At 41.4% G+C, this 25951-nt stretch carries 20 protein-coding genes; 6 read left to right on the top strand and 14 right to left on the bottom strand.

Features of this window, described 5'->3' with window-relative positions:
* The first annotated feature begins 5 nt into the window (after window positions 1-5).
* Both J0L60_01685 and menD read left to right on the top strand, forming a co-directional pair.
* Complete coding sequence (locus J0L60_01685) at window positions 6-1349, top strand: chorismate-binding protein (protein ID MBN8544817.1); 1344 nt, start codon at window positions 6-8, stop codon at window positions 1347-1349.
* A complete protein-coding gene (gene menD / locus J0L60_01680) occupies window positions 1333-3078 on the top strand; it encodes a 2-succinyl-5-enolpyruvyl-6-hydroxy-3-cyclohexene-1-carboxylic-acid synthase (protein ID MBN8544816.1) in 1746 nt (581 codons plus the stop codon). The genes J0L60_01685 and menD overlap by 17 nt, the downstream gene beginning before the upstream one ends.
* Window positions 3079-3080: 2 nt before the next feature.
* On the opposite strand, the gene J0L60_01675 is transcribed toward menD, so the two are convergent.
* Window positions 3081-4202, bottom strand: coding sequence for a DUF5009 domain-containing protein (locus J0L60_01675; GenBank protein ID MBN8544815.1), 1122 nt, complete (start codon window positions 4200-4202; stop codon window positions 3081-3083).
* Window positions 4203-4286: 84 nt separating this feature from the next.
* Here J0L60_01675 and J0L60_01670 point away from each other — a divergent pair, with 84 nt between their 5' ends.
* Entirely contained in the window at window positions 4287-4901 is a 615-nt protein-coding gene (locus tag J0L60_01670; protein ID MBN8544814.1) for a DedA family protein, read from the top strand.
* 60 nt (window positions 4902-4961) lie between these two features.
* Here J0L60_01670 and J0L60_01665 read toward each other — a convergent pair whose 3' ends face one another.
* Genes J0L60_01665 through J0L60_01635 form a run of 7 tightly spaced genes read right to left on the bottom strand, consistent with a single transcriptional unit; the run spans window position 4962 to window position 15544 of the window.
* A complete protein-coding gene (locus tag J0L60_01665) occupies window positions 4962-6845 on the bottom strand; it encodes a family 10 glycosylhydrolase (protein ID MBN8544813.1) in 1884 nt (627 codons plus the stop codon).
* A 4-nt stretch (window positions 6846-6849) separates the two neighbouring features.
* A complete protein-coding gene (locus J0L60_01660; protein ID MBN8544812.1) occupies window positions 6850-8040 on the bottom strand; it encodes a family 10 glycosylhydrolase in 1191 nt (396 codons plus the stop codon).
* Window positions 8041-8051: 11 nt separating this feature from the next.
* The gene (locus J0L60_01655; GenBank protein ID MBN8544811.1) at window positions 8052-8747 is read right to left on the bottom strand and encodes a hypothetical protein; all 696 of its coding nucleotides are present in this window, start codon (window positions 8745-8747) and stop codon (window positions 8052-8054) included.
* A 7-nt stretch (window positions 8748-8754) separates the two neighbouring features.
* Window positions 8755-9474 carry an outer membrane beta-barrel protein gene (locus J0L60_01650; GenBank protein ID MBN8544810.1) on the bottom strand — a complete coding sequence of 240 codons (720 nt, stop codon included), beginning with the start codon at window positions 9472-9474 and terminating at the stop codon, window positions 8755-8757.
* Window positions 9475-9484: 10 nt separating this feature from the next.
* Window positions 9485-10423, bottom strand: coding sequence for a PorV/PorQ family protein (locus J0L60_01645; GenBank protein MBN8544809.1), 939 nt, complete (start codon window positions 10421-10423; stop codon window positions 9485-9487).
* Window positions 10424-10431: 8 nt separating this feature from the next.
* Window positions 10432-12468, bottom strand: a complete 2037-nt coding sequence (locus J0L60_01640; GenBank protein MBN8544808.1) for a hypothetical protein — start codon at window positions 12466-12468, stop codon at window positions 10432-10434.
* A 22-nt stretch (window positions 12469-12490) separates the two neighbouring features.
* On the bottom strand, window positions 12491-15544 hold the full coding sequence (locus tag J0L60_01635; protein ID MBN8544807.1) for a TonB-dependent receptor: 3054 nt from the start codon (window positions 15542-15544) through the stop codon (window positions 12491-12493).
* A gap of 108 nt (window positions 15545-15652) precedes the next feature.
* On the opposite strand from J0L60_01635, the gene prmA reads away from it, so the two are divergent.
* The gene (gene prmA / locus J0L60_01630) at window positions 15653-16504 is read left to right on the top strand and encodes a 50S ribosomal protein L11 methyltransferase (GenBank protein MBN8544806.1); all 852 of its coding nucleotides are present in this window, start codon (window positions 15653-15655) and stop codon (window positions 16502-16504) included.
* A gap of 62 nt (window positions 16505-16566) precedes the next feature.
* Here the strand turns inward: prmA and J0L60_01625 are convergent, their stop codons facing one another.
* Both J0L60_01625 and J0L60_01620 read right to left on the bottom strand, forming a co-directional pair.
* Window positions 16567-18219: an amidohydrolase gene (locus tag J0L60_01625; protein MBN8544805.1), complete on the bottom strand. Its 1653-nt coding sequence runs from the start codon at window positions 18217-18219 to the stop codon at window positions 16567-16569.
* Between the two features lie 110 nt (window positions 18220-18329).
* Window positions 18330-19583, bottom strand: coding sequence for a choice-of-anchor J domain-containing protein (locus J0L60_01620; GenBank protein MBN8544804.1), 1254 nt, complete (start codon window positions 19581-19583; stop codon window positions 18330-18332).
* A gap of 213 nt (window positions 19584-19796) precedes the next feature.
* On the opposite strand from J0L60_01620, the gene J0L60_01615 reads away from it, so the two are divergent.
* Both J0L60_01615 and J0L60_01610 read left to right on the top strand, forming a co-directional pair.
* A complete protein-coding gene (locus tag J0L60_01615; protein ID MBN8544803.1) occupies window positions 19797-20777 on the top strand; it encodes a cation transporter in 981 nt (326 codons plus the stop codon).
* A gap of 19 nt (window positions 20778-20796) precedes the next feature.
* Window positions 20797-21780, top strand: a complete 984-nt coding sequence (locus tag J0L60_01610) for a dihydroorotate dehydrogenase-like protein (GenBank protein MBN8544802.1) — start codon at window positions 20797-20799, stop codon at window positions 21778-21780.
* A gap of 10 nt (window positions 21781-21790) precedes the next feature.
* Here J0L60_01610 and ispE read toward each other — a convergent pair whose 3' ends face one another.
* The 4 genes from ispE to J0L60_01590 are packed head-to-tail and all read right to left on the bottom strand — an operon-like array spanning window position 21791 to window position 25892.
* Window positions 21791-22624 carry a 4-(cytidine 5'-diphospho)-2-C-methyl-D-erythritol kinase gene (gene ispE, locus J0L60_01605; GenBank protein MBN8544801.1) on the bottom strand — a complete coding sequence of 278 codons (834 nt, stop codon included), beginning with the start codon at window positions 22622-22624 and terminating at the stop codon, window positions 21791-21793.
* Between the two features lie 32 nt (window positions 22625-22656).
* Entirely contained in the window at window positions 22657-23778 is a 1122-nt protein-coding gene (locus tag J0L60_01600; GenBank protein ID MBN8544800.1) for a glycosyltransferase family 9 protein, read from the bottom strand.
* Window positions 23759-24859: a glycosyltransferase family 9 protein gene (locus tag J0L60_01595; protein MBN8544799.1), complete on the bottom strand. Its 1101-nt coding sequence runs from the start codon at window positions 24857-24859 to the stop codon at window positions 23759-23761. Before J0L60_01595 ends, J0L60_01600 begins: the two co-directional genes overlap by 20 nt.
* Entirely contained in the window at window positions 24846-25892 is a 1047-nt protein-coding gene (locus J0L60_01590; protein MBN8544798.1) for a glycosyltransferase family 9 protein, read from the bottom strand. The genes J0L60_01595 and J0L60_01590 overlap by 14 nt, the downstream gene beginning before the upstream one ends.
* Window positions 25893-25951: the final 59 nt, after the last annotated feature.

The following is a 25951-nucleotide window of genomic DNA, read 5'->3' as shown; positions in this document are numbered from 1 at the left end:
CTATTATGAGAGACATTAAGGACCGGGTTTTCGAATTAAAAGAATCCCGAAGGTTCTGTTCAATAAACAAAATTACTACACGCATATTCGAGACAGAACACTCCGGAAGAAGACTGTCTTCACTGCTCACTGATCCTGATTTGGCGACTTTTTATGTAGCCTCGCCGGAAGAAGATTCTGAAATAATTGCATTTGGAGTCGTTCAAGATATTTCAGTAGATGATTATAACGCGTTACAAAAACTTGAATTGCCTCATCCGGCCCAAGATATCAAATATTCCGGTTCACCACTACCCGATTTTTTTTCTTACATCTCCTTCCCTTGGCACAGTTCGGAAGACTCGCTCTTTTCACGCTGGGTGATGCCTGTTTCGGTTTTCAGAAGAGAAGGAAGTAAATATCATCTCAGACTAAATATGCCTGAAGGTGACGAAACCATACCGGAATTCATCTACAATTTCTTTACTGCAACCGATTTTGATAACCATTTCTCTCCTCGAATAAAACAGCAGATATTTGTTGAGGGAATTAATGATGAATCTTATGAAATATTTGCCTCCAAAATCTCTCAAATGAAAGACGAGATAGCTGCAGGAAATATTTCAAAAGGAGTTATCTCGAGAGTAAGAAAAATTAAATTCTCAGGCGATTTTGATTTCGAAGCTGCCGTATCATCACTGGCACTCTCTTATCCGGAGTGTACAATTATACTTACTAATTACTCAGGTAGATATTTCCTCTGCGCAACCCCCGAAAAACTTTTTAAACTGCAGAACGGAAAACTAACGGCTGAAGCTTTGGCCGGTTCGATCAGATCATCCGAGAAACCCCGTTTGCAGGACACTTTGGAAGATGAATTGCTCGGTTCTTCAAAAAACCTTTTGGAGCATATGATCGTAAGGGATTTTATCGTATCAAATCTCAGTAAGATATCTGACGACATAAAATATGATGAAATGCCTTCAACCAAAAGACTTTCGAATGTGACCCATTTGAGGACTCCTGTAACTGCAATCGTTGATAAAGAGATGGTCCCTCTCGTGCCGTTGAATCTTCTATTCCCTACACCCGCACTCTGTGGTGAGCCAAAAATGGAAGCCGCACGGATTATTAACAAAATAGAGGGGAAACCACGCGATCTCTACGGAGGAGTTTTGGGCTACACCTCTACAAGAGGAGTAACAGAATTTTTTGTTTCCATCCGGTGTGGATACATCGATGAAAGGTCTGCCACACTTTATGCGGGAGGCGGCATTGTTGGTGAATCCGACCCGCAAAGTGAATATTCCGAGACAGAACTGAAGTTCATTCCACTCACTGCACTGTTTCTCGATGAAAACCAATCTTAATTATTTCTTTTCTTCAATTATTGTCGGTACCCTAAAGCAATTAGGGCTCAAACATGTGTGTATCTCCCCTGGTTCGCGAAATACGCCAATCACACTCGCGTTTGCAGCAAATGACTTTATAAAGAAACACTTGATAATAGATGAGAGAGCATCAGCATTTTTTGCGTTGGGAATTGCAAAAATTACAAGAGAACCGGTTGCTGTTGTGTGTACATCAGGAACTGCCGTTGCAGAGTTGTATCCGGCGATAATCGAGGCATATAACTCACAAATTCCGCTGATTGTTCTTACCGCTGACAGACCTTCAAGGCTGTTAAATACCGGCTCGAATCAAACAATCAACCAAATTGGAATTTTTAAGTCAAATTGTGATTTCTTCTACAACCTGAAAATAGATGAGCCCTCGGAATCCCGATTTTTGGAAACAATTTTCGAACTCGGTATAGCCTGGAGCAACTCGCTGTTCCCCTATCCTGGACCGGTGCATATCAACCTTCCTTTCGAAAAGCCTTTGGAACCTGATACCTTTAATGTGGAAATCGACGATGACACTGTATTAAGACTAAAAGACACTGTTTCACAACAGGGAGTTCAAAATTTTTATAAAGACCTTGTATACGGACCCGGTCACGAATTTGAGATTTCAAGCGACAGTAACACCCTCATTTTACTCGGAAATGATAATTATACTGATCTCTTTATTCAGGATTGTGTACAGCTAAGCCAAAAATATTCAATACCTGTTTGTCTCGAATCACCTCTCCTGAATCCAACAACACTCAAGCCCGGAATTATTAGAAACTTTGGCAATCTCCTTCAGTCAACTGAATTTGTTGAAAAACTTGAGATCGATAAAATCATAATTTTTGGACGGAATTTCACCTCCAAAAACATCGAAAGGTTCCTGGACAGGTTTAAGAACAAAATACTAAAAATCAGTCAAAAAGGTGAAGGTTTCGGGGAGTTCTCTGAGACGAGGGAAACAGTCATTATCTCAAATGAAGATGCGATAAAAATTCTTGACGGCTTGTTAACTAATCCTTCGAAGGAACGGAATTCATTTTATAATCTGCTTCAATCTTTTGATTCACGATTCGCTGCTCAAATGGTAAAACAGTTTGGAGAGGATAACATCTCTTCTGAATTGGAGGCAATGGCTTCGCTGGCTCACCTGGTGGAAGAATTCAGCACTGCTCCCGTCTTCTTTTCTAACAGTCTCCCTGTCAGGGATTACGACTATCTGAAAGAAATGTTCCGCAATCCCGTGCTTGTGAGCCGGGGTGCGAGCGGAATTGATGGTATCCTGGCTACCGCAGGCGGTATTTCCACAGGATCCGGTTCGCCTTCTATACTTGTAGTTGGTGATATAGCTTTTCACTATGATTCGAATTCACTTCAGTTTATAAAAAAATACTCCATCCCTCTGTTAATTATTTTGATCAATAATGGTGGTGGCAGCATATTTGAATACCTGCCTGTCTACAAAGAATCCGAGGAATTCTCGACCTACTTTAAAACTGAAACGGGTTTGAATTTTGGAAATCTGGTGAGGGCTTACGGTATCGATTATAGACTTATCAGTACTGTTAGCGAATTCAGAGCCGGTGTTGACAATTTCTACAAAACTCCTTCACCGATGGTGATCGAGCTTCAATTTGACTCCCAAATATCAAAAAAGAGGAAAGATACCATTAAAAATGATATCATTTCCTCTCTTAAAGTCAATTAAATCTATATCTTTATAAAAATCTTATAATGATAGAGTACCCACAAAATTCCCAGCCAAAATGTGATAAAGAGTATCGCAAAGACCAGCGAGGCGTTTATCGGATCAAAGTATGGAAGAAGTAAAGTCTGATAAATGTAATCTTTCGAATTTATTTCTTTTCCGTCAAGTCCTGTAACTTTTATCATTCCCATTATTTTTGCCATCAAACCGGAACCTGCAAAAACTGTGATTGCATTCATTCCGTAAACGACAAATGGTTTCGCCCACTTCTTATAACCTTGAACATCTGCTATCCAATAACAAAAGCCGAAGAATATCAAAGCTACACCCGTTGTGTAAACAACATATGAACTGCTCCAAAGACCTTTGTTCAACGGGAAGAAAATACTCCAGATAGAACCGGCAAAAATGAAGAAAGCTCCTGCGGTAAATATCCAGGAGACCTTTTCAGCATCGCTGAGTTTCGTACGCAGAAAATGACCAAGAAGAACGCCACTCAAGCAGGTTGAAATCGCAGGAATAGTGGAGAGAACTCCTTCAGGATCCCATGTTTTTGTCACTTTCCACATATGCCCGGTCAGAATTTGACTGTCTACCCAGGCAGCGAGGTTTTTGCCCATTTCATAATTTGCATCACCCACACCCGGTACCGGTATCAGTGCCATCGCGAGCCAGTAAACCACCAGCAAACCGATTGCGATATAAATCTGGCTTTTTAATGAGGCTTTTAGAAAAATGACTGCAGTAATAAAATAGACCACACCTATTCTTTGTAAAACACCGGGAATCCGGAGTTCTGCAAGATTGAAATAAGGAAAGGCATTGAGAAAGAGACCAACGAGAAAAATCATTGATCCTCTTCTGAAAATATTCAGGATTAGTTTATTCTGGTCATCGCCTCTTTCTTTTCGTTTGGTTAGCGACAGGGTTACCGCCACACCAACTATGAAAAGAAAGAACGGGAAAATCCAGTCAGTAGGTGTACATCCATGCCATTCAGCATGTTTCAAGGGTGGATAAATTGCACTCCATGAGCCGGGGTTGTTCACCATTATCATTCCGGCAATAGTGATCCCTCGAAAAATGTCAAGAGAGATCAGTCGCGTAGTTTTTACTTCTTCCATATTGTTTCCGGTTGTTCGTTAAGTTGTCTATATGCTATCGTTTTAGCATATTAGAAGTTTGTAAAAAAATTAATTTCGAGCCTTATGAAATACATTAGACGATTATATGACTGGATGCTGCACTGGGCGGACACGCCCTACGGTCCAATAGCTTTATTCCTTATTGCTTTTGCCGAATCCTCTTTTTTCCCCATTCCCCCGGATGCTCTTCTTATTGCACTTGTGCTTGGAGCAAAAACAAAAGCCTTCAAATTTGCACTGAACTGTACAATTGGTTCAGTCCTCGGAGGTATTGCCGGTTACCTCATCGGTTTCCTGGTCTGGTGGTCATCCCCGGGAGAGTTTTCCGGTGTTGCAAACTTCTTTTTTGCATACATCCCAAGTTTCACACACGCACTTTTTTATGACATCCAAAAACTGTTCGAACAATACAATTTCTGGATCGTCTTTACTGCCGGTTTCACTCCCATCCCCTATAAGGTCTTCACGATTGCCGCTGGTGCATTCGATGTAAATTTTGTTATGTTCATGCTCGCATCAGTCATTAGTCGTGGAGCGAGATTTTTCTTGGTGGCCACTCTTTTATGGAAATATGGTGAACCGATTAAGGCATTCATCGACAAATATTTTGACTGGCTCGCAATCGGATTTACTCTGCTGCTAATCGGTGGTTTTGTTGTAATAAAATTTGCGATCTGACAGCCTGTTTTAAATTAAAAAAAGGATATCGTTAAATCGACCGATATCCTTTTTTTATCTTTATTTCAAAAGAACCATTTTTCGTGTAATCCTTGTTTCCCCTGTCGATAACCGGTAGAAATAGACACCGCTCGTTAGTGAATGCTTTGCCGCATCGAACACAATCTCATGTTTCCCGGCCTGCTTAAATCCTTCAAACAATTTCACAACCAAACTTCCCGTGATATCGTAAACATCGAGTGAAACCATAGAACCTGCTGATAGTGAATATGTAATTCTTGTCTCAGGATTGAAAGGATTCGGATAATTTTGTTGCAGAGAATAACCGGATGGAATTTCTTCTTCACCGGTTTCAATTTCATCTCCGGTCGAGGTAACAACGATATTTGGTGATAATTTTCTATTAAGAATGAGCATTGTCGCATCTGCGATCAGGTATTTTCCGTTTTCAACAAAACTGTTATCAACTTTAAGTACAGTCTTTTTACCGGGAGTGACATAGACATCTCCAAGTTTTATCCATGATTTATTAGCTGTATTGCGCTGACTGAAGAGAAACTTTAGCGAATCATTGTTGCTGTACAATGTATAATAAGCACTGTCAGTGAAAGTAAAATTTGGGATAAAATAAGAGTAAAGACTGTACCAGGCAGGAACCGCAACATCAAACTGCCATTCAAAAGATGCATAACTGGTATCTTTCGTCCAGTATATTTTAGGATTGTAACCCAAAACGCTAACCTGTTCCCAGTTGCCCTTCCTAATTGTGTTGGAAGAACTGTCTTCATTAATTATGGAAGCTTTTGGTCGCCAAAGGTTGTCTCCCCGGTAAGGAAGTGTGGCCCTCTCTTTGTAAATCCGTTTGAGTGTATCTCCAAGGGCTCCGTTATTTGCTTTTAAAGCTTCATAAAAGAAAAGACTTTCACCGTTTACACCCTGAAATCTGTTTTCCTGTATACAGTCTTTCAGCAGTTGCTGATTTACCACATACGACCCGGCCTTAGCCAGTACACCTGCGAAAAAGATATTCTTTTTACCGGGAGGTATATAAGTCAATGCCTGACCAAGCTCGTAACGATATGAAATAATATCCTGGCGGTACAGTTGAGGGATAAAATTGTCGAGAAGTGAAGAGTCCATCCATGCTTTGGAATCCTGCAAATAATTGTCATATCCCCAAGGGTAAACACTCGGTGCAACTGACAGAATATAGTTCTCACTTCGTGTTTTTACACTGTCGCGCCATCTTTTCAAAAAGCTGCTGAGTTTATTTGCCCGCCACTTTTTCCAGTTTGCATCATATTCATTTGCAGGTGGATTCTGCCCGGAATTCTCAAGTTTATAGATAGCAACTGTTGTGCTGTCATACCCTCCCTCAAACGGCATCGCAGGCAGTCTGTCGTCTCCCTGAACTCCGTCGACTTCGTAATTGTCAAGTACTTCAGTTGTTAAAGAGATAAGAAAATCCTGAACCTCGGGGTTGGTTCCCGCCATCCAGTCAAAACCGTTTTTTACGACCAGTTCGCCGTTATATTTTTTCGCTGCCCATGAGGGTTTAGTAGCGAGAATGTGTCCGCCGTTTTCGGAATAACCACATGAGAACCCAAACTCGAACCATGGAATCACTTCGATACCGTTTCTGTGAGCTTCGATAATAAGTTTTTTAAGCGGGTCTCTGCCGGTAAACTGAGGAATGATTGGCTTCTGAAATATTGAATCCATTATCCTGCTGGGATAAAGGGTATACCCTTTATTCCAAACCACCGGAAAAACAACATTTATTCCGATTGAGGCAAGATAATCCATCGCAGAAGCAATTTTTGCATCGTCAAACAGGACATCGCTGTCAACATTAGTGATCCAAACTGCCCTCATCTCCTTTTTAGGCTGAGCCAACAGGATGAGAGGTAAAATAATAAAAACGACAAACAGCTTCTTAATCATAAACTCACTTTAATAATTTCGGAAAATCGACTCTGTCAGTGTAAATCTCATTTTTCAATAAATCGGAGTACTTTTTGATACCTTCATAGAAGAAAAAGACCTCTCCCTGGATTCCGAGTTTTCTGTTCTCCTCGATCATTTGAACAAAAAGTTCATCCGTCGGTTGATAACCTCCAACCTTGATGAGAACTCCGGGGAAGAAAATATTTTCATATCCTTTTGGAAGCCATGTCAAGAATGCCTCAGAAAGGGTACTTGAATATTCTTCAATTTTATATCTGTAAACCTGTGGACAGAGGAGCTCAACATATCCTCTTCGAACCCATTCGGGCCAGTCCTGAAGATATTCCTCTTTGCTCCAAGGGTAGATACTCGGAGACATTGAAACAATACATTTTGGATTGATCGCTTTCACAGTTTTGAATATTTTCCCTCCAAATTCTGTCAGGATATTAGCACGCCACTGAACCCATTTCTCATTTTTCGAATCCTCGGGTGGTAAGGCTCCATTATTTTGTTGTTTGTAGAGATTAGTCGTGTAAGTGTCGTATCCTGCTTCACTTGGCATTGCGGGCAGTCTGTCATCTCCCTGGATCCCGTCCACTTCGTAGTTTGTAACCACTTCGGCTATCAGAGACAGCATAAAACTCTGGACATCGGGATGGAATCCGTTCATCCATTCGAAACCGTTTTTCGTTGTAAGGTTACCTTTTCTGTCCTTCGATGCCCACTCAGGCTTAGCCTGTAGAAGATGGCCACCACCGAGCTTGAAAGAGGAGGCAAATCCAAACTCAAACCAGGCAAAAACCTTTATATTTTGTGCATGAGCTTCTTCAATGAGTTCCTTTAAAGGGTCCCTTCCGGTTAGTGCAGTGTCAATTTCGATGCCGAAAGTATTCTTCATTACCTTACTCGGGTAGAGAGTGAATCCTTTGTTCCAAACAACGGAAAAAATTGTGTTTATACCGAGCTTTTTGCAAAGAGTTACCGCCTCTTTTATTCCTTCCCGTGAATTAAGAACCTTGCTGTCCACATTGGTCAACCAGACTCCCCTGACTGCCGGAACCCCCGTTCGCTCCGTGGCGGGTGGAGGTGGTGCGCCACCACTTCCTCCACTACCGTGTGAGGTGTCGGAGTACGAGCTGCAACCCTGGATTAGCAAAGCGAAGAACAGTCCAAGAGACAAACGAAATATTACCCGAACCACTAAAACCTCGCTCTTAGCGTGGCTTTTATGTCGATCATCTGCATTGAAGCTACATTCTCAAAATCGAGTTTTAATGTTGACCACAACTCGCCAAGAATGTTTTTATAACCCGCAGAGATTGAAAACCACAACGGATCAACAATCTGCACACCAAATTCCGCTCCAACATTGAATGTTCCGCTCCAGTCATCCTGATCGAGAGTCGGGACCTGAAGAGCTTCCTGCAATTTGCTGACGCCCGCTGTATCAGGAGCAAAAAGTGAATCTGAGTAACTTCCTCTGCTGAAATTCCATTTGTAGATGCCAAAACCAAGATTCAATTTAACATCATACCATGTATCTCGAAAAATATGGTAGTCAGCCTGAAAAGAAGCTCCATAGGCTTTAAGATCCATCTTCAGGGACTTTATCGGGTAAGAGAATGATTTATTTTGAGTTCCAATCAGGTATTCCCGTTTGATGTTCATTTTATCTTCGTTTATTTTATCGAAGACGAGGTACTCAAGTTTTCCGCTTAAAGTCCATTTAGCAGACATATCCTTGCCGAAGAACACCGAGGCTCCATAACCCGGACTAAACCGGTTCTTCAACTCACCAACCGGAGTAAGGTAGGAGTAACCGGCACCCGCGAAATATTTGCCCTGTGCGAGCAATCCTGTTGACAACAGTAATAGTATTGTAAATATCTTTTTCATAATCTGATCAATAACTGAATGATAAACCGAATTTAAAGTTTAAGCTGTTTCCGAAAGGAAGTTCCGAATAACCCATCCCGTCAGTCTCCACAAAATGAGTGTAATTAAACTCACCCGTCAGATTCACAAAATCGATCAATGGATATTCCAGGGAAATTCCTCCGTGCAACATTATCGGATTACCCTGCTTGGATGGAGCAAAGTTCCGGTAATTGTAATTGAAAGTTGAATTAAGTTTAGTCAATTTCTTGGTCCAGTCTTCCACAACATAAAACCAGCGGGTAAAGAAAAAGATACCAGCTCCCGCATATGGTTTTATTTTTAAATCACCCAGCTTTGTTTCATATCCAACAAGCACAGAAACAGGAATGCTGCTGATGCCCTGGTTTGGAGTAATGACCAACTGATACTTTGCGGTGTCGGTGAGATCAGCCCGTATGCTTCCGTAGTACCTGTTATCCCAAAAATACCACTTCCATTGTGTCAATGCTGAGTCCTGATCGATTGAAAATGACTGATAACCGGCAGACAGAGAGATATAAAAGTTATCAAATGTCTTAAAATTCACTTTTATTCCGCCTCCAAAACCATTTGCCTTCGTAACGGCATTTTTAAGGGAACCCGCCGTCGAGAATGATCCGGTGGTCTCTATAGTAGTTAACTGGGCAAAAAGTGCCGGTGATATAATCAGTGAAAAAATGCACAAAAGTAAAATTCTTGATTTCATTTTCTCCTCCCTAATAATTCAGATTAAGAGTAAAACGGAGAATATTTCCAAGCCGTCCATAGTCGGCAAATGAAAAATCTACACCGACCGGAATCTGAGCAGAAGGAGTCAGACCGACACCAAAGCTCCATGTTTCTTCGTCGTAGAAGAATTTATAGCCTCCCCGCAAAAAGATCATGTTCTTCCAACCGACTTCGAGACCGGCATTCATTTTTTCATCACCATCATTAGGATGCAATGCCTCTACGATTCCGGTGACGCGGTATTCTGATTTCATGTCACCAAGAAGTTCTGCTGCCAGCCCGAGTTTAAGAACGGATGGCATCTTGAAAGGATCATTGATATATTTGGTTTCGACGCCAAAATTTTGGATGGAAGCTCCAATCCTGAGAGAAGAAAGACCGGTGTAATATAACACTCCTCCATCGAACAGAATGTTGCTTGCTGAATAGTCATCAATCCCTTCTCTTACATATTTTACCGTAACGCCAAACGAGAATTTGTCTGTAAGAGCCCGGGAATAACTTAATCCCACAGCGAGAGCATTGGCACTGAAATTACCTAAGACTTCGTAGACTTTTTGTCCTGCAGTCCGCTTGGTTTTTGGCATCGTGCCATAATCTACGGCGAGAGCACCGAGAGCAATCACACCAAAATCGGTGTTTAAGGAATATGCTGCTGCATAGTGTTTGATATCAGCTATCCATGGGGAGTAGGAAGCTGAAAATGAATGCTGTTTTTCATTGAATCCCATCCCGGCAGGGTTGGTAAAGAAGGATCCGGAACCCATATCTGCGAGTGCAACAGATGACTCACCAAGTGAGGCACTTCTTGCAGTTACCGGCAGTTGCAGAAATACAAATCCGGCAGTTGCGGTTTTCTTAAACTCCTGCCCGTAGTTCAAAAGCGAGCAGAGCATCACAAAAAATATTATTGTTCTAATTTTCATATCAGCGCTCACCTTATAATTGCGAATTTACCGGTTGAGTTTCCATACTGCGATTCGATATGGAAAATATAAACACCGCTTTCGACATACTGACCAAAATCTGTGACCTGATTCCATGTAACGATTCCACCTCTGGCATCACTGACTGCAATCGTTTTTACCAGATCGCCTCTAACGCTGTAAATTCTGATTGTACATGGATTTGGCACATTCACAAACTGAATCTGATCAGACTCTCCGGGCTGGCTTGATCCTTCACCGATTACAAACGGATTGGGCACTACAAGTACCTCATTCACGCTGTTGGGAGCAGGAAGTGTGGCAAGGAACGGTCTGGTTGTCCTGTTGGCAAAGAGTGACGATTCCATTGCGGGAACTCTTACCGTATTTCCTGTTTCGGGAAATCTCTGAGTCGGATTTATCGCCCAGTTCACTTTTCCTGTATCGTAGGCTGTAATTGAGTAATAATAACCTGTACCGATCTGTACCGTTGAATCGACAAATGTGTATTTAGTGCCCGAAATGTAGCCGGGATCACCTTTTTTAATGTCTGCGATCTGTGTCCAGGGACCCATTGGCAGAAAGTCCGATCTGTAAATCCGGTACCCGGCGAGATCAAAGAGTCCGTCATCGGGATCAGGGAGTGATTCAGAACTGTTTTCCCATGTCACCACATTGGCCACTTTACGGTCTGCTCCAGAGTAAAAATTGACATTGAATTTTGGTGCTGCCGGTGGATCGGGATGGTTGAACTTGTTTTCATAGGTCAACTGTGCCCTTCTCATCGCCGGAATAAAATTCTGGGTGTAGCTCAAATTGAAGATAAGGCTCGGGGAAATCGACTTGTCAAGTGCATAGGAATAATCCATTCCCGCTACGATTTCTGCCAAAACAATTTTAATCGTATCTTTTGGCTTCATTGTCCACGGACCCAAAGACATCAATGACCATTTTCTTGCATTATTGATGAATGTTGTATCAGTAAGATTTCTGGGAAACTGAACAAACCGGAATGCATTTGTCGGATACTTAAGAACCTGATACTTTACTTCATTGAATCCGGATACACCGTTGAAGGGACCGCTTAGATCAAGCGTCGCCTCTCCTTGTGACCAGCCAACTTTCGTTTCATCAACTCTGGTTGCAATTCCTGATGAATCAGGAGAAGAGTAGATTAGCTTTACTCCTGCATAACCTGGGGCGAGCCACTCTCCCTGTGGGTTTCCGTTTACAACCCTGCCAAGTGAATTCGTAAAGCCATAATTGGCGTTCTCAGCCTGAAACATCTTGTTTACGCGATCATACACAACTTTGGTATTCCTCGCGCCATTTGTCTCTTGGGGGAACAAGACTCGCCATGAACGGGAATTTGCCTGCATCGCGTAGGTAAGAAGCATCTGAACTCCATAAAGTGTATCAGAGACCTTCTTTTGCGGGTATGCCGCTTTTATTTCATCAGAAATGTTGATAAAATAATATTCGTATAAAATATAATTTTCATCTCTCTTCGAGCCACTCCACTGATGAGCGCGCCTTACCACTCTCATTGGCAACTGAAGTTCGTCTTCCTGACTTGGAGTGTAATAATTGGGGTTGTATTCCCACACCGACTCTATCACTTCCTCACCAACAAGCGGATTTGCCTGAAGCCAGTAGTTTTCACCATTTGGAAAGAGCTTCCTGTGGGTTTTCAGAGTGTATTTTGACGACTGTTCTGTAGAGACTGTCGAGCCGTAAATTGCCCAGTCTTCAACTGTAATCACCGAGTCTTTTTTATTTTTGGCACCAATCCAAAAGCCACCTGTAGCCATATGACTCGCGGTACCGCCAATGTTTTCACCAATCCACGAAGCATCGAATCCAGGCCAATCGAGAGTGGGTCCCGTGGGTGCCCAGTTATTGTAAGCAGGACCCGATTTTGACGGAGAAAGTGAATGCCAAAGGGATCCACGGTTGAAAATGAGAAGTGGAGATTCCACTTGTGCCATCAAACCGGTGGTCGCAATTAAAAGAAATACTGTTAATTTAATCTTTATGTTCTTCATCTTTATTTCACTGCCTTTATGGTTAGAATCCAAATCCAAGTGTCAGATACACCTGTCTTGGAACATTTCTGTAAGCTTTATAGAATGATGAAATATAGCTAATCCTGTAGGGATCATTACCCGGCTGATCAATCGTAGTTCCGTAGTCAACCCAGTTGATAAGATCATTTCCTGATACAGGTGTAAGCCACTTGTTCTCGAACAGGTTCATGACTCTAAGTCCGATTACGAATCTGTAACCTCCCTCGAGCACCACATTCTTTGTGAAATTAAGATCAAACATCGATTCAAGCGGATACCTTCTGTTATTCACTACATCCTTCAGGTCGAAAGAAGTACGATAAGTGAACGGTGTGCCCGACTGAACAGAATAAGTGAAACTTATGCTTGAGTTTTCGAGCAGATTTACACCAAACAGTTCAGGTCCCTCTCCGGTACCCCAATTATACTGAAGTAATGCTCTGAAATTATGGGTTCTGTCGTTGCCTGATATAAACTCACCGGTATAGTCTCTCGATTCACCTGCAGCAGATGTAACAGGGTATATTACCTGAGGACCGTAGTTTCCTTCTGATGTCTGTGAAATACTGTAAGTCAGCCTGTACATCCAGTTTCTTGCATTCACTTTCTCGAGCGAAATCTCGAAACCCAGTGTGGCTCCGAAGGCATTATTCGAGAATGTTGTGTAGTTGAACAATGGAGTATTGTCTGAAGTGTAAGCTGAAGGACTGTTCAACACTGTCCCTGTAAAGGCTGCATACCGGAGAAGTCCGATTTGAGTCACTCTGTCATTGTAATAGAGTGCCATGTCGATTCGGTTGTCATCATCTATCACCTGTTGAAGACCAAATTCATATTGAATGGTCTTTTTGGGCTCAAGATTTGCATTACCATATCCGGTTATGCCTTTATTGCCACGATTCGAAAGGGCCTGACTAAAAGTAGGCATGGAAGTAAAATGACCGTATTGAAGTCTGAACGCTGTGTTCTCCCCAATCGGGAATGAAAGTCCGACGCGCGGCAGCAACATGAAATAAGTTTTTGATTTTTCAGTGTTAAGGTTACCGTTTTCAGGTCCTTCAGTTCCAATATATACGATATTGAAAGGATCAACCGGCACATTGGCACCAAAATTGTAAGCCTCTGCCCTCACACCGATATTGGCTATCATTCCTTCATATTCCATTTTATCCTGAATGTAGAAGGCGATGTTGTATGGTTTTGCAGTGTAATATTCTGCAACACCTGTCGTAGCTACAAGGGCATTTGCTTTAAAGCGCGAATTTACCCCATTATTGTAGAGATCCCAGTAATAGAATCTTAATCCGGCTTTTAAGAGATTTCCCTGGTTTATCTGGCTTGTAAAGTCGAGATTAGCTGCAATATATTCTGTCCTCGTATCCTGATAATACAGTGTACTGAATGCATCGGGAGCTCTGAAATATTGGGTATCCCACCAGGCTCCGGCTTTAAGCAGATTTCCCTGCTTGTCATACAAACTGTCCAATCTGTCTCTCTCCTGCGAATAACTTGTCAGATATTCATAGGGCAGCTCATACTTTTCGCTCATGTGTGTAAGAGTAGCTTCAAAGAACGACTTTGCATCAATTGTGTAAACATAATTCAGACTTTGAGTTACAGTCTGTTCTGTCCTGATCGGGTCGATCAAAACATAATATTTGTAAGAGGTGGAAGGGGGTGAAAAAGCCAGACCCGACCATCTAATATCATCGGAACCTGACCAAATACCACCACGGTAATTCTGATATCCGAGCATCAATTTAAATTTATGAGCGGAAAGTGGTGTCCAAGTTAGATTCAGGATATAATTCTGAAAAATCTGATCTTTCTCAGCGGTCGGCAGTCTTGTCGGATTCTTTTTATACTCACCCGAGAAAAAGAACTTCAGTTTGTCAGGATTTTTCCCCAACGGACCGCCAAAACCAACCATCACTCTTGCATATCCGCGTTCCCTGTAGTCATAAACTCCAAGAGGATTGTTATCTCCGGGCATGTGGTTATTCAACCAGGTATTAAAAGCCCAGTTAATCTCACGATTCAAAACATCATTCCATGCGGCAACCTGATCAGGGGTGGCTGTACCGTTTTTAACTTTGTCATAAAGCCATTTGTATCTGCCTTCGGAGGTAATCCCGAGATCCTGAAGGAAAAATGCCGAGTCTTTGTATGCCATCCATCGGTCAATATTACCCCATCTCTGCCACTCATAAGTCGAAGGATCATAGATATATTTTCCGAAATGGTATTGTCCCGGTGGTCTGTATTCAACCCTTACCTCGCCTGAGAGCCGCGGGGAACCTTCTTTGAGAACAACTTTCACTACACCGGCCTGAGCATTACCATATTCAGCCGAAAATCCACCTGATATCAACTGCATCTGTTGAACTCCGATAGGATTAACATCATATTTCCACGAGTTATTGGCTTTTTCAACACCGAATGACCCGGGTGATGTTGTAGTTGAATTTATCTGATCCACTCCGTTGATCTGGTAATTCACCTCATATGAACCGGAACCTCTAACCGAGTAGGTTCCTTTTTCATTTTTCTGGAAACCGGCGGTAAGGTCAAGGATACCCCTTAATCCTTCGATTGGGGCAGCAGAGATTTGTTCGTCGTCGATTGTTGATGAGGAGGAGGTTTGATCTTTTATGATCTTCGGCTTTTCAGCGACGACGATCACTTCATCCATTTCCATTGTGGATTGTTTGAGCTTGATATCAAGTTCGGTGGTTCGGTCAACATTGATATCAACATTGGAGACAATGTACTTTGCATATCCGACATAACTGGCAGTAACTGTGTACTTGCCTGCCGGAATATTCAGAACGAAAAATTTCCCGTTCAGGTCTGATACGCCACCAAGAGTGGTTCCGTCAATCCTGACAGCCACTCCGGGAAGCCTGTCGCCCGTCTGTGCATCTTTAATTTCGCCTGACAGCTTTCCTCTTTGTGCGTGGACTAATGATACTCCCGTTAAAAGTATCAATAAAAATAGTATTTTAGCCGGCACAAATTGTCTTTTTTCCCGATAATAGTGTAGATTATTCTCCATAGTGTCTTCGTTTCTACATATTATGAAATATTTTCATTTAAAAATAAATAATTATCAGTATCTAAATCTCTATATTTATTCCTTAACTAACAAGCACTTTTTACAATTATGAAATATTTTTATCAAGTAGATATCATTTCTGATCCCGCATTGAATGATGAGGATGCAGCCTTTCTTTGGATGTTCAATCCAGACGGTATTAATTTCGAAAACAACACCACAAGGCTTTTCTTCTCTGAATTGCCCGACGGCGTGATCGATCAGTTAAGGTCAGGAATGAATGATCTTCTCTCCTCGAATATCGTTGAAAAATTTGATATTTCCGTAACCAAAGAGCTCCAGAAAAACTGGAACGAGGAGTGGCAGAAAAATCTAAAAGTGCTGAAAGCCGGCAAACACTTCGCAATTAAGCCTACTTTTGTGGACTATACCCCTGCCGAAAATGAGATTGTGATAGAAATTGATCCGAAAATGTCATTTGGAACAGGAGAGCACGAAACAACAAGACTGATTCTTTCTCTCCTCGAAAAACACGGTCACAACAGGGAATTCGTTCTCGATGCAGGTGCCGGAACTGCGATACTTGCAATCGCTGCAGTAAAACTTGGCAGCAAAATGGCAATTGCTTTCGACAACGATGACTGGTGTCTCGAAAACGGTATTGAAAATGTAAAGTTGAATAATGTTGAAGAGCAGGTTGAAATCAGAATCTGTGAAACCAGCGACATTTCCGAGAACAATTTTGATCTGATTCTTGCGAATATTCAGAGAGATGTTCTTTTGATGATCGCCGAGGAATTGCGGAAAAGACAAAAACCGGGTGGAACCCTGATCCTTTCAGGTCTCCTGATGACTGATGAAGAGATTATTCTTCCTTTTTACGAAGCTCTCGGTTACAGAATGGTCGAAAAAACAGGCGAGAACGAATGGATCAGCCTTGTTATGGAACTGGCAGTTTAATTTAATATTATCGGAAAGAGTTAAAGTAATTTAGCTTTAACTCTCTCCCTTAATCTGATAAATTATCTTTTGTAGACGATCTTTCCATCCACAATTGTGTAAAGAACTTTTGTTTCCTTGATCTCCTCAGGATCAATTTTGAATATGTTCCTATCCAAAATTGTAAAATCTGCATACTTACCTGTTTCTATAGTCCCGAGTTTATCCTCCATAAAAGCCGCATAAGCATTGTTAATGGTATAACCTCTTACCGCATCCTCAACACTTATTTTTTGATCAGGAATCCAGCCGTCAGGGTTCTTGCCGTCAAGTGTTCTTCTTGTCACAGCAGCATAAATTCCCAACAATGGATTCAGTGGAGCAACTGTCCAGTCAGAACCAAAACAAAGCTTTACTCCTTCATCGATCATTTGTTTAAACCGGTAGGATGATGATACTCTCTCTTTTCCGATTCTTTTATGTGCCCAGACACCATCGTCGATACAATGATAAGGCTGTGCTGAAGCAATCACTCCCAGTTTTTTGAACCTCGTAACATCTGTAATGCGTAAATGTTGAGCATGTTCAATCCTGAATCTTCTGTCTCGTGCTGGGTTTGTTTTTACAATCTCTTCGAACATATCGAGTACAAAGCTGTTCGCTCTGTCCCCAATTGCATGAATTGAAAGCTGTAATCCTGCTTTGTCTGCCTCGAGAGACCAGACTCTTAAACTGTCGTTTGTTATTATCTCCATTGGCAGCCCGCAGGTTGAATGATCACTTTCGTAGGGATCAAAAAACCATGCAGTGGAAGAACCCAATGAACCATCTGCAAAAGCTTTTAAAGAACCAATCTTCAGAAAATCGCTTCCAAAGCCATTCTCAATACCAAGTTCCGAGTGCTTTCTTACTTCAGCAATGGGAAGTCTGCAATATATTCTGCATGAAAGTTTTCCCTCTTTCTCAAATTTTTGATAGACTTTCAAATCATTTCTGTAGGTTATATCATGCACCATGGTTACTCCAAGTCTCGCAGCTTCCTGCAATGCAAGAGTCAGTGCGGATTCCATCTCCTTTTCTGAAGATGAAGGAATCAGCTTCGAAACAAGATCCATGGCATTGTCTTTCAGTATCCCGGTTGGTTCTCCTGTGGTTTTGTCAAGGACAATCTCCCCCCCTGCAGGTACGGGAGTTTTGGAATTTATTCCCGCAAGTCGAAGTGCGGCACTGTTTGCAAGTGCAAGATGGCCGTCAAACCTGTTTATAAAAACGGGATTATCTCCGGTAAAGTCATCTATCATCTCCTTCGTTGGAAGATTTTTAACTTCCCATGCCTCATGATCCCAGTCTCCCCCTGTAATCCACTCCCCTTTTTGCTTTTTGGCGACATATGCTTTCAAAATCGATTTGAATTCAGCGGTGGATTTTGCGGGTCTAAGATCGAGCCCCCCAAGGTAAAATCCCCCTGCAGTAAAGTGGACATGGTTATCTGTCAATCCGGGAAGCATAAGAGTACCCTTAAGATCGATAACCGTTTCCATTTGTGGAAAGAGTTTATTAGCCCCGCTCAAATCTCCGGTATATACAATTTTGTTCCCCTCAGTGACAACGCATTCTACATATTTTTTTTGACTGTCACCTGTGTAGATTATTCCGTTTTTATATAAAATTCGTGGCATCTGGCAAACTCCTTCGACTGAAAGAAGAAATACAAAAAATAAAATCAGTTGTCGCATCTTAAGAATGTTTTTTGTTGGGAAAGTCTAATTTAAGCAAATTCTGACAAAAAAGACATAAAAAAAGGCTGCCGTTTCGGGCAGCCTTATTAATCTTTAAGAAGGAATTTTTATTTGTTGAGCATCATTTTGATGTTTGAAACAAAATTCTGTCCGTCAACTCCGATTGCGTTGATTTTTGCAATGTAAAGACCGGAAACAAGAGCTGAAGCATCAAAGTTTACACTGTGAACGCCGGCTGAAATGTTACCGTTTACGAGTGTTGCAACTTCCTGACCAAGTACATTGAATACTGAAAGAGTAACTTTTGCATCTGAAGCGAGGCTAAAGCTGATCTTGGTTGAAGGGTTGAACGGGTTAGGATAGTTCTGGCTGAGAGCAAATGTGTTTGGAGCAGCTACATCAACTTCAACTGATTTTGAGTAAGCGGATGTACCGTCAAAATCAACCTGTTTCAGTCTGTATGTATATGTGCCAACATTTACGCCTTTATCTGTAAAGCTGTATTCTCTGTTGGATGTTGAAGATCCTGCACCGGAAACAAATCCGACATTTGCAAATTCACCGTTAACAGTTTTTCTTTCAACGAAGAAACCCTGGTTGTTGGTTTCAGTTGCAGTTGACCAGCTAAGCTGTACATCTGAGCCGACTGAAGCTGCATTAAAGGAAACAAATTCGACTGGAACAACACCACCACCAGCTTGTACATCATCAATAAAGAATGCTGCACCATCGTTCAGATTGTCAGTAACTCTTTCTCTGAAAGCAATATAGATGTTTGATCCGGCAGGAACTGCAGGAACCAAAGCATATGATTTCAATGACCAGCCTGAATCAGCAGCGGCATATGTCAAGGTTGCAAGATTTACTGTGAAAGCTGCAGTAGATGAGTTTGTTGTAGTCGAAATCTTTATGTCAAGGTTGTCAAGATAGGTTCCGAATTTTCTAACCCAGAACTTCAATGAATCACCAGCCTGGACATTCAGAAGCTGTGGAGTGATTAACCATGAATCATTTGATGTGGCGCCACCGAACTGATATGACATAAAAGCCATGCCTGTACCTGTGTTTCCTGTGTAGTTGATTACGGTACCGCCATTCCATCCGGGAATCGGGGTTGTTCCTACAACTGCGTTTGTCCAGCCTGTTCCACCGTCAGGTGTCAGTTTAGCCCAACCTGCAGGTGGAAAAGTACCGCCTTCAAAGTTCTCATTGATTGAGTTGGTACTCTCTACCCATGGTCCTTTAACAAATTCAGGAGCTTCGGATTTAGCGCCTCTTTTTATATTTTCAGCTTTTTGCTGTGCATGAGCATAAGTGAAAACAAAAACGGTTAACATGAAAATACTGAAGATTTTTTTCATGGATTGTTCCTTTGATTGATGATGAGATTATTGATAGATATAAAATTCGTTTGCTGTTCAGATCAATTGGAATTTCAAATAAATTCCGCTGCTAATATTACGGCTTTTTTTTTATTTGTCCAAATTTTTTAAAGATTTTTCCATTAATTTCGTTTATTTTTGATTTTATAGCTACATTCGTATCAGTCTATTTAAAGATTTATTGCAAATATTATGTACGCTCAAAGATTAAAAGCCGGTCAGATATCCCTCTTTGTTGGTATCTCCATGTTGATTATGAAATTTGGTGCCTACCTCCTTACAGGTTCCGCAGCCATCTTTTCTGACGCCCTCGAATCAGTTGTCCATATCGCTGCCACTTCCATGGCACTTTTCAGCATAATCTATTCTTCAAAGCCACCTGACAAGGAGCATCCATACGGTCACGGCAATATGGAATATTTCTCGGCCGGAGTTGAGGGACTGTTGATCCTGATAGCCGCAATCGGGATAATTTACTATGCAACTATGGATATTATATATCCCCCCGAGATCAAAAAACTTGATATTGGTATGGGAATCATTGCCTTTGCCGGTTTGATTAACCTCTTTTTAGGGCTTTTTCTTATTCGTACCGGGAAAAAAACCAACTCGATCACACTGATCGCTGATGGTAAACATGTTCTCACAGATTCATATACGAGTCTTGGTGTGATAATTGGGTTAACAATCGTTTACTTTACTGACTTCGCAATTATCGATCCCCTGTTCGCAATTTTTGTCGGTATGAACATTATATACACAGGTTACAAACTGCTCCGGGAAGCCTTCGGTGGTCTGATGCATGAAGCTGATCCGGCAACTGTTACAACAGTATCAAACGAGATTGTCTCTCTTCGAAAAGAAGACTGGATTGATGTTCATGAACTCAGATGCAGACGGTCAGGTAGCTTCATATCTATCGATTTTCATCTGATTCTCCCCTTTTACAGAACCATAAAAGAGTCACACGATGAAGAGACGCGTATTAAACACGACTTGCGGGAAAAATTCAGCGAGTCTGATGTAAAAATACACTTCGATTATTGCCAACCAAAATTGTGTAAATACTGCTCGTATGCAAATTGTGCAGACCGGGCCGAATCACATTCGGTAAATTTTGACTGGAATGAGGAAAAAACTGCAGGTCGCCCAATTTATGAATTTTTAACTTAACTATTAAACAGGACTGAATATGCCTGATCTTAGTGTAAATTATCTGAATCTAAAACTAAATAATCCTGTAATTGCCGCATCTTCCGGTCAAACAAAAACTCTGGACAATCTCGTAAAATTACAGGATAACGGTGTTGGTGCCGTGGTGCTAAAGAGTTTCTTCGAGGAGTCACTTACCAAATCACAAAAGCTTGATCCTGCAGAAAATTATCACCCGGAGATTTATGAATATTTCGGCTACGAACATGACAAATACTTTGGGTTAAAGGATTATTGCGATCTGGTATCAACCGCAAAAGCCAAACTGTCGATTCCTGTAATTGCCAGTATCAATTGTGTAAGTGCCGACTGGTGGTTTAGATTTTCGGAACAACTCGAAGCAGCCGGTGCAGACGCAATCGAATTGAATGTATTTAATTATGCATCATCGAAAAATTTCGCATCTCCGAATATCGAAAAGATCTATCTTGACATCGTGAAGGGTGTGAAAAACATTGTCAAAATACCGGTTGCCATCAAAATAGGACAGAATTTTAGCAGTATTCCAAATTTTGTCTCATCCCTTGAAAGAAACGGTGTAAATGGAATCGTCCTCTTCAATCGATTTACAGATCTTGATATCGACATCAACACATTTAAATTTAAGACAACATTTGAATTCAGCGACAGACACGAGTTTTTTGTACCTCTAAGGTGGATCGCAATACTCTACAGACAGGTGAAGTGCAGCCTGAGTGCTTCAACAGGAGCCAAAAGCCACGAAGAAATCATTAAATTCCTGCTTGCCGGTGCATCAACTGTCCAACTGGCTTCTGTGATTTATCAGAAAGGACCGTCAGTTGTTTCAGACATTCTGAAGAATATTGAGCGATGGATGGGAGAGCACAATATAGAAAAACTGGAGAGTATCAAAGGGAAATTGAGCTTTTCACAGGATGCTGAAGGGATTGCCAATTACTATATGCGTTCGCAATTCATGGAAAAAATTACTGAAGTGGAATAGAATCGGTTTTTTACAGTTCCTCAATGTGGACAAAATAATTTTGCGGAAGAGTTTTTGTGAATTCTTCCGCTTTTTTTGTACTCTCAAAAATTCCAAAAACAGTCGAACCGCTGCCACTCATTAGTGCAAATTCCGCGCCCGCTTTGAAGAACCGTTCTTTCACCTCACCAATTTCAGGGTGGTCCATAAACACCGTCTCTTCAAACGAGTTTTTAATCACATACCTTAACTTGTTGTAATCAAATGATTTTTGCTCATTTAGTTCAAGCAGGTTGAAGGGAGCTTTTCCCGGTTTACAGTTTTTGTAAGCAGGTCCCGTTGCAACATGAATACCGGGGTTTACAACAACCATCACACCCTCGAGTTCAAAATCCAGAGGTGTGAGTATTTCACCACTGCCTGCTCCAAATGAAGGAACGGGATGAATAAAAAATGGAACATCCGAACCAAGTTCTGCACCAAATCCTCTCAGATCATCCTTTGAGAATTTAAGATCAAACAAGTCATTCAACCCAAGTAAAACTGAAGCAGCGTTTGACGATCCACCCCCAAGACCAGCTCCCATCGGAATTCTTTTTTCAAGCCTTATCCTGCAATTTAGGGGCCTGCCTGTCTTTGATTCCATCAATTTTACTGCTTTAAAGATGAGATTGTTTTCAATATCGATATTCAGTTCAGGATTGTCCGTCTCAATCAGAAGGTGATCACATTCCCGCATGACGATCTCGTCACACAACTGTAAAGGGTAAAAAATTGTTTCAATGTTATGAAAACCATCCTCGCGTCTTTGAGTGATGAAAAGTCCAAAATTTATCTTTGCAGGTGAGTTTATGATCAGTTTCATTCTGTATTGTACCGGAAATGTTCTCTCTTAAGCTATTTAATCAACTTTGTGGCTGCATCGATCACGGCATTATACATTCCATCGAGATCGATTTGATCGATGCACTCAAGTTTGTAAGGACAGCTTTTCTTCCAACACGGTGCGCACTCCAGATCCTTCGGATAAAACATCACGCCGTGATCATAAAGATCAATCTCTGTCCAGCAACTCAACCCAAACCAGGAAACAATATATTTTTCCAGTGCAATCCCAAGGTGCATTCCAAATGAATCACCTGTCACGATTATGTCTGCCAAAGCTTCATAAACTGCACCCATGCGAACGCCCTCATTTGTCGGAGTACTGATCACTTCGAGAGGAAATGCATTTGCTATCTCTTTATTCCTCTCTGCGTCTTCAGGTCCCCCGAGAAGGATAACTCTGTAATCTGTTTCCTTCAATAATCTGTCAATAATCTTGATGTGCTGGTCGACCCTCATTTTTTTGTTCGGAAATAGAGTGGAGCAACCTGTATTAAATCCAATAACTATCTCTTTTTTATTGAAACTGAAGCGTCTCCTTAAGCTTTCCACCTTCTCTTTCTCTTTTTCGGAAAGTTCGAAAACATACCGGGTTCTTTCGTACTCCAGATCAAGAGTCTCGGCTACATATTCCTGTTTCGTGCGTCTGTTCACTCTGAATTTCAGATGATCATCCAGCCCAAGTCTGTAGTTGTACCATGCTCCGTCATTTACAGGAACAATTTTTCCGTCAGGGTTCAGTCCGAATCCCTTCTTTTCATTTGCGTGAATCGAATTCAGAAGTGCACAAGCACGATGAGATTTGTCAAGATTTGCAGCCAAATCAAACTGCATGTTCCTCATTACATTCAGCGATTCAAAATTATAAACGAAGACCCTTTCCAACAAAGGATTATTCTCAAGCAGTGGGGCCGAAATCTTGTCGGTAACCCAAAATATTGAAGAAATCGGGTATTTCTTTTTAAGCAATGGTAATTGAGCGGTAGTCATAATTACATCGCCCATCGCATCCAGATTGATGATCAGTATCTTCACACCCATAGGGTTATCTTCTTTGCATCCGTGTTCAAGGCAGTTATATCCGGGGAAACAAGGTTTGTAGCCGTTGAAGTTTTTACAATTTGGAATCTTCATAAGTCTTTACTTCACGATTTAGAAATGGTTCGAATTTTTCAATTACTTTATGCCAGTTCACAAATTTGAGAGTTGGCTCTTTTGTTACAACGGCATCATACCGGGTGTTGTATGGATACCAGATAACATCCTCAGTGTCATATTTTACATATAACCCAAAAACTGGAACACCATAAATGGAAGCAAGGTGAACTGTTGCCGTATCAGGACTGAACAAGAGGTTTATTCTCCCGATCATGGCACAGAACTCACCAAAATCTGGTGTATAGTAGGTTCTCTCAGAATATGGATCAATTTCGAGGCTTAATTTAATATCTCTGGTCGAACATAACAAAAGATATTCAATATTTTTTTCTTTTAGGTACTTCACCAGATGTCTGAAATTTTCTGTACCCCAGTATCTTGCCAGACTTCCTGCGGATATATTGATGCCGACCACGAACTTTCCGGGTTCGAACTTTGACTCAAAATATTTCTTTGTGACCGAAATATTCTCTTTGGTTGGAAAGTATCTTATCCGGCTGAGATCCTCGTTTAATTCATCCGGAAACAAATCAGTTGTAACTTCGAATAAATCAGCCAGTCCCAGTGATCTTTCTATAACATGATGATCAATTGAACTTAGTCTGGATGCTATGTGAGTGTATATCGCACGATTCCCCTTTTCCAAACCGGCAATGTATTCAGTTTTTAACTTGGTCAGAAGAAAACTTACAGTTACAGAGACATCATCATGCAAATCGAGTACAACCTTGTAGCCGGCTTTTTTAATCTGTCTGATGATCTTCTTTGTCCCTTTACTCCCCTTCTCAAAAATGATCACCTCGTCAATGTCGGGATTGTTTCTGAAAACAAAATGGTTGTGCCTGTCGGCCAACACTGAAATACTGCACCCCGTTCTCCTTTTTATTTTGTGGATCAGGGGGGTGACCACAAGAGCATCCCCAATCCTGTTTAATCTGATACACAGGATTTTATCCCCCTCTTTTAACACGATTTTACCTGTTTCTTTTTTTCTTTTCCCGATAAAAAGAATCCACTTCAAAAAGAGATTTTTAAAGAATATTTCAATTTTTTTCATCTGTATTCATGTTTATGTGGTTTTTGTTGATGAGGACATCAATCTTCGACATAATCCTCTCCAAGGGCAGATCAAGAAAACATTCATGTTTTCGATTGCAAACAAGAAGATTACAGCAGATACAGTCCAGTTCATCCAATCGTACAGTTTCATGATTTTTCCCAAATGGTCCCTGTAGTGACGGGTCTGTTGGACCATGCAGAGCCAGCACTGGAACTCCGAGTGATGAAATAAGGTGCATCGGCCCGCTGTCGTTGGCAACGGCAAATTTGCAGAATTCAGCTACAGCACCCATCTCAATGAATGTCGTTTTTGGTGCAAGGAAAGCCCTCTCCCCCATCAATTTCTTTATTTCTTCAGCTTCCTCAAGGTCCCCTTTACCCCAAAGTATCAGGCACTTTACCCCAAATCTGTCATAAACAGCATTCCCGATCTCCGCAAACTTTACAGGATCACATCTTTTAGATTCCCAGCCACCGCCCGGAACAAGTGCAACAAAATTTTTACCGGTGTCGGTTGTTTTGAAATAGTTTCCTGCAAAGTTTTTGGCTTCCCCCGGAATTACTATGTATTGTTCTGAATATCTGACGGGAATCCCGATTTTCTCGAGGAATTTTAGATGGAGATCACCCGCATGGTGAACTCCTCTCTCTTCAGGTCCGAAAAGATTATAAGCATATTTCCTTCCTCTGTAAGGGAAACCGGCTCTGAAGCGGGCGCCACTTGCAAATGTCAGTTGTGCAGATTTTGGATTCGAATAAAGGTCGAGAACCAGATCGTATCTGTTCTTTCGTACAGCAAGAATCTGTTTTACGATTTCAAATTTGTTCTTTGTATTGTAAACCAAAACCTGATTAATCAAGGGGATTTCGGTCAATAATGGAGCAGAAGGTTTTTCGGTCAGGAAATCAATTTTTGCCCCCGGAAACATCGCCCTGATGTTCTTTAGCACAACCGTGCTAAGAATAACATCGCCAATTCCTTTGAATTTTATCAATAATATTTTCTTTACGGGAGATTTCGGAGTTAGCATGGCTGATTTTCTTAACCTTGTTCATATATTTCACCGTTGCAAATCTATAAATTCTGAAT

The organism is Ignavibacteria bacterium (assembly GCA_017302895.1).
In the GTDB taxonomy this organism is placed as follows: domain Bacteria; phylum Bacteroidota; class Ignavibacteria; order Ignavibacteriales; family Ignavibacteriaceae; genus UTCHB3.
The sequence above is the reverse complement of the archived record's forward strand: the minus strand, read 5'-3'. Positions and strand labels throughout refer to the sequence as shown.